Here is a 13,193-nt window from a genome sequence, read left to right on the forward strand (position 1 = left end):
CGTGAGACGGTTATAAGGCTGCGCTGAGAAGTGCTTTTGTGTATTCTTCTTGCGGCGCTTGAAACAGGCTTTCTGCTGCGCCTTCTTCCACGACGCGGCCTTCTTTCATCACGATGACATAGTTGGACAAGGCCTTCACGACGCGCAGATCGTGGCTGATAAACAGGTATGCAAGGCCATAGCGTTTTTGAAGATCGCGCAAAAGGTCGATGATTTGCGCCTGTACCGAGCGATCCAGTGCGGATGTCGGCTCATCAAGAATGACCAACTTGGGGCGCAGGATCATGGCGCGGGCAATCGCGATGCGTTGGCGCTGCCCACCTGAAAACTCATGCGGGAAACGCGTTTGCAAAGCAGGGTCAAGGCCGACATCGGCCAAGGCTTCCTCAATGCGGCGCTGGCGTTCTGCTTTGCTGCCCGCAAGGCCATGAATGTCGAGGCCCTCCGCGATAATATCGCCCACTGTCATGCGTGGGGACAGGCTGCCATAGGGGTCTTGAAACACGACTTGTATGGCTTGCCTTAAAGGCCGCATGGCGCTTCGTGAAAGTTTTTCTATTGCTTGGCCGTCAAAGGTAATCGTGCCTTGGCTGTCCGTGAGGCGCAAAAGGGCTAGCCCCAACGTCGTCTTGCCAGAGCCGGATTCGCCCACGATGCCAATGGTCTCACCCGCGCGGATAGACAGGCTAATGCCGTCCACGGCGCGGATGGTGTCCGTCACGCGGCGCAAGAAGCCCGTTTTGATCGGAAAATGCACCTTGATGTTATCGGCTTTTAGCACCAGTGGCGCATTAGGCGTGGCCTTGGTCGCATGGCCCTTTGGCTCCGCTGCCAGCAGCATTTGGGTATAGGGATGTTGGGGCGCGTTAAAGATCGCGTCACACGATCCGCTTTCTACAATCTCACCCGCCTGCATCACACTCACGCGATCCGCAATGCGGCGCACGATGCCCAGATCGTGCGTAATCATCAACAGCGCCATGCCCATTTTCTGTTGAATGTCTTTTAGAAGAGCCAGAATCTGCGCCTGAATGGTGACGTCCAGCGCGGTTGTCGGCTCATCCGCAATTAGCAAATCGGGATCATTCGCGAGCGCCATCGCGATCATCACGCGCTGTCGCTGCCCACCCGATAGCTCATGCGGATAGGCGGCAAGGCGCTTTTCGGGATCGGGTAAGCCTACCAGAGTCAAAAGCTCCAGCGTTCTTGCCCGCGCTGCCGTTTCGCTTAGGCCCTTATGGACAAAGAGAACCTCGCCAATTTGCTTTTCAATCGTGTGCAGCGGGTTAAGCGAGGTCATCGGCTCTTGAAAAATCATCGCGATCCGGTTGCCACGAATGGTTTGGATGGGGGGGGCGCTTTTCATTTTTTCGTCATCCCCGCGTAAGCGGGGATCCCGTTTTACTTGTTCAACAGAAACTAAACGGGATGCCCGCTTTCGCGGGCATGACGGACAAAGGATTGACAACCCATCAAACACAATCTCTCCCACCGGCTCTACAGGGAGTAGGCGAAGGATCGACAAAGCGGTGACGGACTTGCCAGAGCCGGACTCGCCGACCAGCGCCAGAGTCTCTCCTTTGTTGATCGTGAAGGACACGCCGCGCACCGCTTGGACGGCGCACGCGCCATTGCCAAAAGTAACATTCAGGTTTTCAACGGAAAGGAGCGTCATGCGTCAGCCCTCGTCGTTTTACGCGCATCAAACGCATCGCGCACCGCCTCACCGATAAAGATCAGCAGCGTGAGCATAAGCGCCAGAATGGTAAAAGCGCTGATGCCCAACCACGGCGCTTGCAGGTTGTTCTTGCCTTGGTTGAGCAGCTCCCCCAGCGAAGGCGATCCCGGAGGCAGGCCAAAGCCAAGAAAGTCCAGCGCCGTTAGCGTCGTGATGGAATGGTTGAGAACAAAGGGCAGATAGGTAAGCGTCGCCACCATCGCGTTGGGCAAGACATGCTTGAACATGATGAGCGTGTCGCCCGCGCCCAGAGCCTTGGCGGCGCGAACGTAATCAAGGTTGCGGGCGCGCAGAAACTCGGCGCGGACAACATGAACCAGTGACATCCACGAAAACAGAAGCATGAGCGTGAGGAGCCACCAGAAGTTTGGCTGCACGAGCGAGGCCATAATGATAAGCAGGTAGAGAACGGGCATCCCCCCCCATACTTCCATCACGCGTTGCATCAAAAGGTCGGTGAGGCCGCCGAAATAGCCCTGCACCGCGCCCGCGCAAACGCCGATGATCGATGAGAAAAGCGTAAGCGTCAGGCCGAACAAGACCGAGATGCGAAAACCATAGATCATTCGCGCCAGCACGTCGCGGCCTTGATCGTCCGTGCCCAGCCAGTTTTCGGACGAAGGCGGCGCGGGCGCGGGAACGGTCAGGTTGTAATTGATCGTGTTATAGGAAAAGGGGATCGGCGGCCAGATCATCCAGCCTCCCTTTTCAGCGATAAGCTTTTTCAGGTAAGGCTCGCGGTATCGCGCCTCTGTCTCAAACTCGCCGCCAAAGGTGGTTTCAGGATAGACCTTAAAAATAGGCGCATAAGTTTGGCCGTTCACATGCAGGAGTAGCGGCTTGTCGTTCGCGATCAACTCGGCGGCCATGGCCAGCACAAACAGGATCAGAAAAAGCCAGAACGCGTAGTATCCGCGCTTGTTGGCTTTAAAGCCCGCCAGCCGCCGTTGCGTGAGGGGAGAGAGGGACGTTTTCAAGTGCGGCTCCTTCCCTTCGTGTCATTCTGGCGAAGGCCGGAATCCAGTGCCGCGCGTCTGCGCGGCGTATGACTCTTGTGCGCGGCAGACGCCGCGCGCTGGATCCCGCTTTTCAGCGGGATGACGAAAGTGTTTTGGATTGAAAGCGATTCCATCACGTCTTCCTCGCTTCAAAATCGATGCGGGGATCGACGGCGACGTACATCAAATCCCCCACCAGCTGCAAAACAAGCCCCAGAAGCGTGAAGAAGTACAGCGTGCCAAACATCACGGGGTAGTCGCGGTTGATCGCGGCCTCAAAGCCCAAAAGCCCCATGCCGTCCAGTGAAAAAATCACCTCGATCAGCAGAGAACCTGTGAAAAGAATGCCGATAAAGGTGGATGGGAATCCGGCGATGACAATCAGCATCGCGTTGCGAAACACATGGCCGTACAGCACGCGGTTTTCACTGAGCCCTTTGGCGCGGGCGGTCAGGACGTACTGCTTGTTAATCTCGTCCAGAAACGAGTTTTTGGTGAGCATGGTTAGGCTCGCGAAGCCGCCAACGACAAGAGCCGTGATGGGCAGGGCAATATGCCAGAAGTAATCGCCGATCCGCGCAGGCCAGCTTAAATCTTGCCAGTTGTCGGACACAAGGCCGCGCAGGGGGAACCAGTCCAGATAGCGACCACCCGAAAAAACGATAATGAGCAATACGGCGAACAAAAAACTGGGGATGGCATAGCCTGCGATAATCGCGGCGCTAGTCCACATGTCAAACGGTGAGCCGTCCTTCACAGCCTTGCGGATGCCCAAAGGAATGGACACCAGATAGATAATAAGGGTTGACCACAGCCCCAGTGAAACCGACACGGGCATTTTGGCGATGACCAGATCCAAAACCTTTTCATCGCGGAAATAGGACGTGCCGAAATCAAAGCGCACGTAATTCCCGATCATCTTGAAAAAGCGCTCATGCAAAGGCTTGTCGAAACCAAACTGTTTTTCAAGCTCTAGGATCAATTCAGGGTCAACGCCTTGCGCCCCTTTGTAGCGGGAGGTCACGGCGCTTGTGGCGGCGTTATTCTCGCGCATGTTTTGCCCTGCGCTGGCCGTATCACTGCCTCCGCCCGACACCCGCGCGGTCGCCTCCACGGCATTGCCTTGCAGCTTGGCGACGATTTGCTCAATAGGGCCACCGGGGGCGGCCTGAACAATCACGAAGTTCAGCACCATAATCCCCAGCAAGGTGGGGATCATCAGGAGGATGCGGCGAAGGATATAAGCGACCATGAATCGGGAGATTAACCGTATGCGGCGCGTAAGGAAAGGCTGAAGGCAAGGTTTTTTCTCTTTTCCCCCATAGACAAACGCCTGATTTTTCGCGAATATGCCCTCCTTTGTATACTCATAACAGATCAAGGGTTGGTTCTTGGGTGGAACAAACGGGATCCCCGCTTTCGCGGGGATGACGATAGGGGGATTAAGTTAAACACAAATCCCGTCATGCCCGTGAAAACGGGCATCCCGTTTTTTTACTGCTTTATCAAGCGAACCAACTCTTGAAGAGGATGGGTGTCGTTAGGTTTTGGTTCTAGAAAGAGGCTTTGATGAAAACGCTTGCGGACATTCGTTCGACATTCCTGAAATTTTATGAAGCGCAGGGTCACACGGTCGTGGACTCCTCGCCGCTTGTGCCGCGTAACGATCCGACGCTCATGTTCACTAATGCGGGCATGGTGCAGTTCAAGAACGTCTTTACGGGAGCCGAAGCACGCCCTTACTCGCGTGCGACAACGGCGCAGAAATGCGTTCGGGCGGGCGGCAAGCATAACGATCTTGAGAACGTTGGCTACACGGCGCGGCATCACACCTTTTTTGAAATGCTGGGCAACTTCTCGTTTGGCGATTATTTCAAGGTCGACGCCATCGACTTCGCGTGGACTCTTGTCACCAAGAATCTTGATTTGTCTAAGAAGAACCTGCTCGTCACCGTTTATCACGATGATGACGAGGCCGCGAACCTGTGGAAGAAGATTGCCGGCTTCTCGGATGATAAGATTATCCGCATTCCGACCTCTGCCAACTTTTGGCGCATGGGCGACGTGGGGCCTTGCGGCCCGTGCTCCGAGATTTTCATCGATCAGGGCGATAAGCTGCAAGGCGGCCCCCCTGGATCGCCCGATGAGGACGGCGACCGTTTCCTAGAGTTTTGGAACCTTGTGTTCATGCAGTTTGAGGAAACGGCGGATGGCAAGCGCACATCGCTGCCCAAGCCTTCTATCGATACGGGGATGGGGCTAGAGCGCATTGCGGGCATCTTGCAAGGCGTCACGTCGAATTATGATATCGATTTGTTCAAGGCGCTGATTGGCACGACCGCCGATCTGGTCAAGGTGGATTCCGAAGGGCCGCAAAAGGCAAGCTTCCGCGTGATCGCGGATCATCTTCGCGCCACATCGTTTTTGATCGCGGATGGCGTGTTGCCCAGCAATGAAGGGCGCGGCTATGTTCTGCGCCGTATCATGCGACGCGGTATGCGCCACGCGCATTTGCTGGGCGCGAAGGAGCCGCTGATCTATCGCTTGGTTCCCGAACTCGTCAAGCAAATGGGCGTCGCGTATCCTGAGTTGGTGCGTGCGGAATCCATGATTACCGAAACGCTAAAGCTGGAAGAAACGCGCTTTAAGAATACATTGGATCGCGGCCTTAAACTGTTAGATGAAGAATCCGCGCCGCTGGGCAAGGGTGACGCGCTACCGGGTGCGGTAGCGTTCAAGCTGTATGACACGTTCGGCTTTCCCTTGGACTTGACGCAGGATGTCTTGCGCGGGCGGGGCCAAAGCGTCGATACGGCTGGCTTTGATGCCGCGATGGCTAAGCAAAAGGCCGAGGCTCGTAAAAGCTGGACAGGGTCGGGCGATGCGAGTGTGTCCAAGATTTGGTTTGAGCTGGCTGACGAGCTGGGCGGCACAGATTTTCTGGGCTACAGCACCGAAGCAGCGGAAGGCCAGATCACGGCCATCGTGCGCGGCGGCGCGCGCACGGCGGACGCGCCAGCGGGTAGCGACGTGCAGATCATCGTCAACCAAACGCCGTTTTATGGCGAGTCCGGCGGACAGGTCGGCGACACGGGCGTGATCAAAACGTCTTCGGGCGCGGTTGTTCGCGTGACGGACACGCGCAAGGAATCCGGTAATCTGTTTGTGCATTACGGGCGCGTTGAAAGCGGCAACCTTAAAAAGGGCGATGAGGTTTCTCTTATTGTGGATACTGAGCGCCGCGCTGCGATCTGCGCCAACCATTCGGCCACGCACTTGCTGCATGAAGCCTTGCGCCGCAAGCTTGGCACGCACGTCGCGCAAAAAGGCTCACTCGTGACGTCGGATCGTTTGCGCTTTGATATCAGCCAGCCTACGCCTATCGGCGCGGTGGCGCTGACCGAGGTTGAGGCGGAGGTCAACGCCGTGATCCGCGCCAACGGCGCGGTTGGCACGCGCCTCATGTCGCCCAAGGAAGCGATGGAGCAGGGCGCGATGGCACTCTTTGGCGAAAAATACGGTGATGAAGTGCGCGTTGTGTCTATGTCTCTTGGTGAGGGCGCGAATGCACCTTTTTCGGTTGAGCTATGCGGCGGTACGCATGTGCGCCGGACGGGCGATATTGGGTTGATAAAAATCCTGTCCGAGAGCGCCGTATCGGCGGGTGTTCGCCGGATCGAGGCCGTGACGGGCGCGGGCGCGTTGGCCTATTTCGCGGAACAAGAAAAACAATTGCAAGGCGTCGCCGATGCGCTGAAGGCATCGCCCGCCGATGCGCCGTCACGCGTTCATCAGTTGGTCGAAGACCGTAAGAAGCTGGAGCGCGAGGTTGCCGATCTGCGCCGCGCGGTCGCGATGGGCGGCGGCGGTTCTGCCTCATCGGCAAGCGCGGATGCGCCACGCCAAGTCGGCGGCGTGAACTTTATAAGCCGCGTGATGCAAGATATGCCCGCCAAGGATTTAAAGCCGATGGCGGACGCATTTAAGGCGCAGGTGAAGTCGGGCGTTGTGGCTCTGGCTTCAAGCTTTGAGGGCAAGGTGTCGCTGGTTGTCGCCGTGACGGATGATCTGACGAGCAAGATAAGCGCCGTTGATCTGGTCAAGGTCGGCGCAGAGGCTCTGGGCGGCAAGGGCGGCGGTGGCCGTCCCGATATGGCTCAGGCTGGTGGCGTTGACGCTTCGGCTATGCCTGCCGCGATCAACGCTATCGAAAAAGCTCTGCTGGGATAAAAGAGGCGCTGGGGGTCGTTTTAAACGATCACGGGCGCGTCTTGCTGGATGGCTTCGCGAAGGTATGAGACGACGCTTGACCACAAGGCGCTGGTTTCATCATCGCCATTCCTTTGTGCGGCGGCAGCTTCGCCAGCCGCACGGGTCAGGGCGAGGCGGCCATAACGTCCAGCAACTTGAGAGGCCAGAGCCCACGCTTCGCTTTGTTTTTCGTGTGAATCCGTCATTTGCTTCCCCCGTTATCGTCGCCTTACAAAAAGCCACCAGATCGTGGCCTGATAAAGGCAAGATAGAGGAAAGAGTTTGAAATCTCGTTAACAGCGACTCGAAAACCGAAGCTGTTGCTTAGGGGACACGATTATCATGCTCTGGCATGTCGAGGTCGCAGGAGTCGGCTTCGCCTATCGCTGGCCAAGAGGGGAAAATGCGTTGGTAGGCCGCACATAGACGTGCCACCCAAGCCTTGTCTCTGGATAAATCACCCTCGTATAGAGCGGCCGCCAGATGTCTTTCGGTTGGCAGGCGGTGAACATCCTGCCGCGCCTCGGACAGTTGGTTCGCTTTTTCAATAAATTCGGAAGGGGTTAAGGCGTTGCGCTCTACGATATTATTGGCCAGAACGCTGATTTCATCGGGAGTCATTTTTAGAAGGTGCGAGGGCGTTTCGATAGGAAGGGCAAGCCGCCGTTCGGCCTCATCGGAGGTTCTGTCAATGAGGTCGGAGGTATCAAAAGCCGCTGGCACAGAATAAGTCATGGAAACGTGCGTGATGCACTCATAGCCGCTGGCAAAGGCCCCAATGGAGAGAAGGTCGGCCATAATGCGCGCGACGCGGGTTGATCCCGTGGCTTGTGCCACAAAGAGGGTTGATTCTGCATCAAGGCGGGCGCGGTGGCGATAAAGGCCATAAAGCTCAGAAAGAGGAGAGGGCAGATCGCAACGTGTCGAAAGGAAGTCCCGTCCGACCAAGCGATCGGTTTCGCGGTGGTTGCGGCGGAAATGATCGATTTCGGCGGCGCTGATGGGGAGTCTGCTGCCGGAAAACATAACATCTTCCAAACTATGTCCCGCTAGGCTGGCAACCACTTCCCAATCGTCCATGGGGCTGCGGGCGCGTTCATCCAAAAAGGCGCGGCTTCTTTCAAAGGGATTTGGGGCCGCTTCTGTCGCAAGGCTGTGTTTGACCGCATTGTCATTTCGCGCGGTCATACGACACAGCCACGCCACGATCTTTTGATCAGAGGACAGAGAGGACATCGCATCGTCGGTGTTAGCAGGTTTAGGGATAGGGTTCATGATACTTGTCCTAGAGAGACTTGTTTGAACTGTTGCCACGAGAACCTCATGAATTGGACGGTGTTGATGAAAAACACTACAGAATCAGTGTGGTCTTAAGCTTTTCCCTTGGTAACCATTTTACCATGAATCGTCTCATTCATTAAGAGAATTTCACGATGATGAACGCAAAATTAACAAACCTGCCTTGTTTTTGACAATTTGTGACATCGTGGCAACAACAACATTTTGAAATCAAAACAATCACTTTTTTTATTTTTCTTTAACGGAAATACGCAGAAGATGTACGGGAGTTAAGATTCGATAAGAAGATGAGCGCGTTTTTTTACAAAGGAAACAGCAGCCATGGTCGATGTATACTTTCTCAATGCTAAATATCGTTTTTCGAACGGTAGTCAGCGCATGATTAAAGACGCCATTCTTGATTATTGCCGCGAAACGCCTTCCTCTATATCTGTTTGCGACATGACCATCGGTGTTGAGGGGGTTAATTGTGGCAAAAGCCTTATCGGAACCGTCCTGAGTCCTTCCAACATGATCATTGGATTTGATCACGAATTATTTCCAGCCAATACCGAATCAATGTTGGATTCTCTTCATATTCTTTTGGCTCAAACGTCCTTTCGCATGGCGCGTTCCAAGCATGTTAGGGATGGGGTATTTTTTGGGGATCAACTTGTGTCTTATGGTCTTGCTCAAAGGTTTTCAACCTCCTTGGGGCTTGCGTCCCCTTCTTTGCCCGAAAAGGGTTTTATAGAAAAGCAATTAGATGAAACAAAACCAACTCTAACGGATTTAGCCACTTGTAGGGTTCTCTACCCAAGGATCGTTAATGAAAAGACATGCTCTGCGTTGAATATTGCAGACCGTTCGGATGTTGAGGGCCCTTCTATGGAATACTTTTTTTCCAGAATGGGATCTCATATCGTGGGATCGTGGCTTCAAGAAAAGGATTTTGATGTCGATGCTGCTTTACGCGTAAAGGCAAAGGACGTTTTAAGGGCGTGGAGGAGGAGCGTGAACGCGGAAAAACCGTGGAAGGTTAATGTGAGGCTTCCCATGCCTCCCCGTTTATTATGGGCGGATGGTGCGTCTTTGCCGCCCCCAGTCTCTTTGTCGAGGGAGAGAGCGGCTGTACCGCATACACCCGCCTTTATGCAACATCAGTCACTTCATCTTTCTTATTCGGTGTAGAAAAAGCCAGACAGCCTGTAAGCCGGGTTTTGTCCTTATCTTGCGATAAGGGATGACCATTCCTCTAGGATGCTTGTTGCCAAGCACCTCAAGCAACCAACCCGAACCTGCGTGCCGTGACGAAGAACGGTGTTCCTTCTTGCGAAGGAACGTGCGGTTCCTATGCGGTTTTGCTCCCGATGGGGTTTTCCCTGCCGTTTTTGTTGCCAAAAACGCGGTGCGCTCTTACCGCACCTTTTCACCCTTACCTGACCCTTTTGCAAGGGCAGGCGGTTTGTTTTCTGTGGCACTTTCCCTAAGGTTACCCTCGCCGGACGTTATCCGGCATCGTTTCGTCTGGAGCCCGGACTTTCCTCTCCCCGCCCTTTTAAGGGGGAGGGCAGCGGCCATCCGGCTGTCTGGTTCTTTTGAATTACCATGATTTTCATGTATTTACACTACATAATTGGCGCAAGAAGGCAAAAGGGGTGTTATTCGTGATACACTTATGATTTCAAAACCGTTTTTTAATAAAAAAGGCTGACAGATTATTAAGGATAGGGGTATACTCCGCCTGACATTGAGGAAATTGTCCCTCTTATGCCCAATTTAAAAGGAGACCGCCCATGATTTCGCTTCGTACGATGAGCTTGGCTGTTGCGACACTCGCAATCCTCGCGCCGCTCTCGGCTCAAGCCGCAACGCCAACAGGCTGGTATGTTGGTGGCAACACGAACCTTTCCTATCAAACCGATGCTGACAGCAAATTGTCCGGCGTCACGGACGTTTTTAGCTACAAGACGGGCTGGGGCCTTTCGGGAGATGCCGGTTATGCTTGGGGCAATGGCATCCGTACAGAAGCCGAATTGCTGTATCGTCATTCTCAAGTGGAAAACGTAACCGGTACAGGCGCTGGCACAGCTGGCGGCGGCATTCATAACAAAGCTCTTATGGGCAATGTGTTCTATGACTTCAACACGGGCACGCGCCTGACGCCTTACCTTGGCGCTGGCGTTGGTACGTCGCTTGTTGACGCGGACGCTATGCGCACCGTCAATGGCGCAACGCTTGATGATAATGATCGCGTCGCCTTTGCTTATCAGGGTATCGCGGGCTTTGCGTTGGCCTTGGAAGGCAACTGGGACTTTACGGCGGATTACCGTTACTTCGCGACACCCGATGTTAAGTTTAAAACCAGCGCGGGTGTGCGGGCTGAAACAGAAAACGCCTCGCATAACCTGATGATGGGTATCCGTTATACCTTTGCGCAACCTAAGGCGAAGGCCGAGCCTATGGCGGAAACGCCAGCGCCGGCTCCTGCGCCTGTAGTGGCTTCGTCTAAGGCGACGCCTCCCGTGGTTGCGCCTGTTCCCCAAAGCTACATGGTGTTCTTTGACTTTGATAAGTCAGTGTTGACACCGGAAGCCTTGCGCATCATCGCGTCGGCGGCTGAGGACTATAAGAAGGGTGGCTATGTCCGCTTGGTTGTGACGGGTCACACCGACACGATGGGTACGGCTAAGTATAACCAGAAACTCTCCGAACGTCGCGCTGCGGCTGTGAAGGCTGAGTTCATCCGTTTGGGCGTTCCTGCTGAAGGTCTTATGGCCTCTGGCGCTGGCAAGGGTAACTTGCTTGTCCCGACCGCCGATCATGTGCGTGAGGCTCAAAACCGTCGCGCTGAAATCGTGATGAAGAAATAAGCTTCTACGCTTTTAGAGGCAAGGAAAACGCCGCTCCGCAAGGGGCGGCGTTTTTCGCAACTATGTTGATGACCTGAATCCTGACCCCTGAATGCTTAAAACATGACCTCCCTCTCCAAAATCCGTAACTTCGCCATTATCGCGCATATTGATCACGGCAAATCCACGCTGGCGGATCGTTTGATCCAAAACTGCGGCGGGGTGGAGCTGCGCGATATGAAAGAGCAGATGCTCGACAATATGGATATCGAGCGCGAGCGCGGCATCACCATCAAATCGCAAACCGTTCGCCTGACCTATAAAGCCAAGGACGGCGAGACGTATCAGCTTAACCTGATGGACACACCCGGCCATGTTGACTTCGCCTATGAGGTAAGCCGCAGCCTTGCTGCATGCGAGGGCTCTATTCTGGTCGTGGACGCCTCGCAGGGTGTGGAGGCGCAGACGCTTGCCAATGTCTATCAGGCTCTCGACAACAATCATGAAGTTATTCCCGTCCTGAACAAAATCGACCTTCCTGCGGCGGAGCCAGAACGCATCAAGCAGCAGATCGAAGACGTGATTGGCCTTGACGCTTCGGACGCCGTTTTGATTTCTGCCAAGACCGGTCTTGGCATTAATGACGTGTTGGAAGCCATTGTCACGCGCCTCCCTCCACCCAAGGGCGAGGCCAATGCGCCGCTGACGGCGCTGCTCGTCGATAGCTGGTATGACTCGTATCTTGGCGTTGTGATCCTTTTGCGCGTTGTGGACGGCACGATCCGCAAGGGGCAGAAGATCCGCTTTATGGCGACGGGCGCGGTGCGCGATGTTGACCGCGTCGGTATCTTTACACCCAAGAAGGTCGAGCTGGATGAGCTTGGTCCCGGTGAGGTCGGCTTTATCACCGCAGGCATCAAGCAAATTAGCGATACCAAAGTTGGCGATACGATCACGGACGACCGCAAGCCTGCGCTTGCGGCCTTGGCGGGCTTTAAGCCGTCTATTCCCGTTGTGTTCTGCGGGCTGTTTCCTGTCGATGCGAATGACTTTGAGCATTTGCGCGAGTCGCTGGGTAAGCTGGCGCTTAATGATGCCAGCTTCCAGTTTGAGGCCGAAAGCTCTGTCGCGTTGGGCTTTGGTTTCCGTTGTGGCTTTCTTGGCCTCTTGCATCTTGAGATTATCCAAGAACGCCTTGAGCGCGAGTTTAATCTCAACCTGATTACAACCGCGCCATCGGTTATCTATCATATTTATAAAACAGATGGCACGACGCTTCATTTGCATAATCCTGTTGATATGCCCGACCCCGTTCGCATCGACCATATGCAAGAGCCGTGGATCAAGGCGACGATCATGACCCCCGATGAGTATTTGGGCAGCATCCTGACGTTGTGCAGTGATCGCCGTGGTGAGCAGATAGAGCTAACCTATGTCGGCAATCGCGCCATGGCGATTTATCGCTTGCCGCTGAATGAGGTTGTGTTCGATTTTTATGATCGCCTGAAATCTATCTCGCGCGGGTATGCCAGCTTTGATTATGTGCTGGACGAATACCGCGAGGGCGACCTTGTTTTGATGAACATTCTTGTGAATGCCGAGCCTGTGGACGCGCTGGCGTGCATCGTCAACCGTGCGGCGGCGGAAAAGCGTGGGCGCATGCTCTGCGAGCGGCTAAAGGAGCTGATCCCCAAGCAGCTGTTCAAGATTGCCATTCAGGCGGCGATTGGCGGGCGCGTGATCGCGCGTGAGACGATTTCCGCGATGCGTAAGGACGTGACGGCCAAGTGTTATGGCGGCGATATAAGCCGTAAGCGCAAGCTTCTTGATAAGCAAAAAGAGGGCAAAAAGCGCATGCGCCAGTTCGGCAATGTCGAGATTCCGCAATCCGCCTTTATCGCCGCGCTTAAGATGGATGATCGTTAAGTCCTATTGCTCTAGGCTTTCTCATACCAATCCGTCTATGAACTGACACGTAATAACAACAAGAAAACGGGATCCCCGCTTTCGCGGGGATGACGCTAAAGGGGAGTATCGCCATAAAAAACACCGTCATGCCCGCGAAAGCGGGCATCC

At 54.7% G+C, this 13,193-nt stretch carries 10 protein-coding genes and 1 other RNA gene; 4 read left to right on the forward strand and 7 right to left on the reverse strand.

Annotated features, from left to right (window positions below; genetic code table 11):
• Positions 1 to 10: 10 nt before the first annotated feature.
• From WC612_03330 to WC612_03345, 4 genes are read right to left on the reverse strand one after another with little or no spacing between them, the layout of a single operon-like run.
• Positions 11 to 1,675, reverse strand: a complete 1,665-nt coding sequence (locus WC612_03330; GenBank protein ID MFA6279811.1) for an ABC transporter ATP-binding protein — start codon at positions 1,673 to 1,675, stop codon at positions 11 to 13.
• Positions 1,672 to 2,715, reverse strand: a complete 1,044-nt coding sequence (locus WC612_03335; GenBank protein ID MFA6279812.1) for an ABC transporter permease — start codon at positions 2,713 to 2,715, stop codon at positions 1,672 to 1,674. The genes WC612_03330 and WC612_03335 overlap by 4 nt, the downstream gene beginning before the upstream one ends.
• Positions 2,712 to 2,870 carry a hypothetical protein gene (locus WC612_03340; protein ID MFA6279813.1) on the reverse strand — a complete coding sequence of 53 codons (159 nt, stop codon included), beginning with the start codon at positions 2,868 to 2,870 and terminating at the stop codon, positions 2,712 to 2,714. The genes WC612_03335 and WC612_03340 overlap by 4 nt, the downstream gene beginning before the upstream one ends.
• Positions 2,870 to 3,988 (reverse strand): microcin C ABC transporter permease YejB, encoded by a 1,119-nt coding sequence (locus tag WC612_03345; GenBank protein MFA6279814.1) that lies wholly within the window; start codon positions 3,986 to 3,988, stop codon positions 2,870 to 2,872. Before WC612_03345 ends, WC612_03340 begins: the two co-directional genes overlap by 1 nt.
• 317 nt (positions 3,989 to 4,305) lie before the next feature.
• On the opposite strand from WC612_03345, the gene alaS reads away from it, so the two are divergent.
• Positions 4,306 to 6,966 carry an alanine--tRNA ligase gene (gene alaS, locus WC612_03350; protein ID MFA6279815.1) on the forward strand — a complete coding sequence of 887 codons (2,661 nt, stop codon included), beginning with the start codon at positions 4,306 to 4,308 and terminating at the stop codon, positions 6,964 to 6,966.
• 20 nt (positions 6,967 to 6,986) lie between these two features.
• On the opposite strand, the gene WC612_03355 is transcribed toward alaS, so the two are convergent.
• Both WC612_03355 and WC612_03360 read right to left on the reverse strand, forming a co-directional pair.
• Positions 6,987 to 7,193 (reverse strand): hypothetical protein, encoded by a 207-nt coding sequence (locus tag WC612_03355; protein ID MFA6279816.1) that lies wholly within the window; start codon positions 7,191 to 7,193, stop codon positions 6,987 to 6,989.
• Between the two features lie 118 nt (positions 7,194 to 7,311).
• On the reverse strand, positions 7,312 to 8,262 hold the full coding sequence (locus WC612_03360) for a hypothetical protein (GenBank protein MFA6279817.1): 951 nt from the start codon (positions 8,260 to 8,262) through the stop codon (positions 7,312 to 7,314).
• A gap of 345 nt (positions 8,263 to 8,607) precedes the next feature.
• On the opposite strand from WC612_03360, the gene WC612_03365 reads away from it, so the two are divergent.
• Positions 8,608 to 9,456 carry a hypothetical protein gene (locus WC612_03365; GenBank protein ID MFA6279818.1) on the forward strand — a complete coding sequence of 283 codons (849 nt, stop codon included), beginning with the start codon at positions 8,608 to 8,610 and terminating at the stop codon, positions 9,454 to 9,456.
• A 2-nt stretch (positions 9,457 to 9,458) separates the two neighbouring features.
• On the opposite strand, the gene rnpB is transcribed toward WC612_03365, so the two are convergent.
• Positions 9,459 to 9,858: RNase P RNA component class A (rnpB, locus tag WC612_03370), an RNA gene on the reverse strand.
• 203 nt (positions 9,859 to 10,061) lie between these two features.
• Here rnpB and WC612_03375 point away from each other — a divergent pair.
• Together WC612_03375 and lepA are read left to right on the forward strand one after the other, a co-directional pair.
• Positions 10,062 to 11,138, forward strand: coding sequence for an outer membrane beta-barrel protein (locus WC612_03375; protein MFA6279819.1), 1,077 nt, complete (start codon positions 10,062 to 10,064; stop codon positions 11,136 to 11,138).
• A gap of 102 nt (positions 11,139 to 11,240) precedes the next feature.
• Positions 11,241 to 13,043: a translation elongation factor 4 gene (gene lepA / locus WC612_03380; protein MFA6279820.1), complete on the forward strand. Its 1,803-nt coding sequence runs from the start codon at positions 11,241 to 11,243 to the stop codon at positions 13,041 to 13,043.
• Positions 13,044 to 13,193: the final 150 nt, after the last annotated feature.

It is taken from the genome of Bdellovibrionales bacterium, from assembly GCA_041662785.1.
Lineage (GTDB): Bacteria > Pseudomonadota > Alphaproteobacteria > UBA9219 > UBA9219 > UBA8914.

Excerpts from the sequence above, each read along its gene's own strand:
- WC612_03360 (MFA6279817.1), bottom strand. The coding sequence starts at position 8,262 with ATGAACCCTATCCCTAAACCTGCTAACACCGACGATGCGATGTCCTCT.
- WC612_03365 (MFA6279818.1), top strand. The coding sequence starts at position 8,608 with ATGGTCGATGTATACTTTCTCAATGCTAAATATCGTTTTTCGAACGGT.
- lepA (MFA6279820.1), top strand. The coding sequence starts at position 11,241 with ATGACCTCCCTCTCCAAAATCCGTAACTTCGCCATTATCGCGCATATT.
- WC612_03330 (MFA6279811.1), bottom strand. The coding sequence starts at position 1,675 with ATGACGCTCCTTTCCGTTGAAAACCTGAATGTTACTTTTGGCAATGGC.
- WC612_03375 (MFA6279819.1), top strand. The coding sequence starts at position 10,062 with ATGATTTCGCTTCGTACGATGAGCTTGGCTGTTGCGACACTCGCAATC.
- WC612_03340 (MFA6279813.1), bottom strand. The coding sequence starts at position 2,870 with ATGGAATCGCTTTCAATCCAAAACACTTTCGTCATCCCGCTGAAAAGC.
- WC612_03345 (MFA6279814.1), bottom strand. The coding sequence starts at position 3,988 with ATGGTCGCTTATATCCTTCGCCGCATCCTCCTGATGATCCCCACCTTG.
- alaS (MFA6279815.1), top strand. The coding sequence starts at position 4,306 with ATGAAAACGCTTGCGGACATTCGTTCGACATTCCTGAAATTTTATGAA.
- WC612_03355 (MFA6279816.1), bottom strand. The coding sequence starts at position 7,193 with ATGACGGATTCACACGAAAAACAAAGCGAAGCGTGGGCTCTGGCCTCT.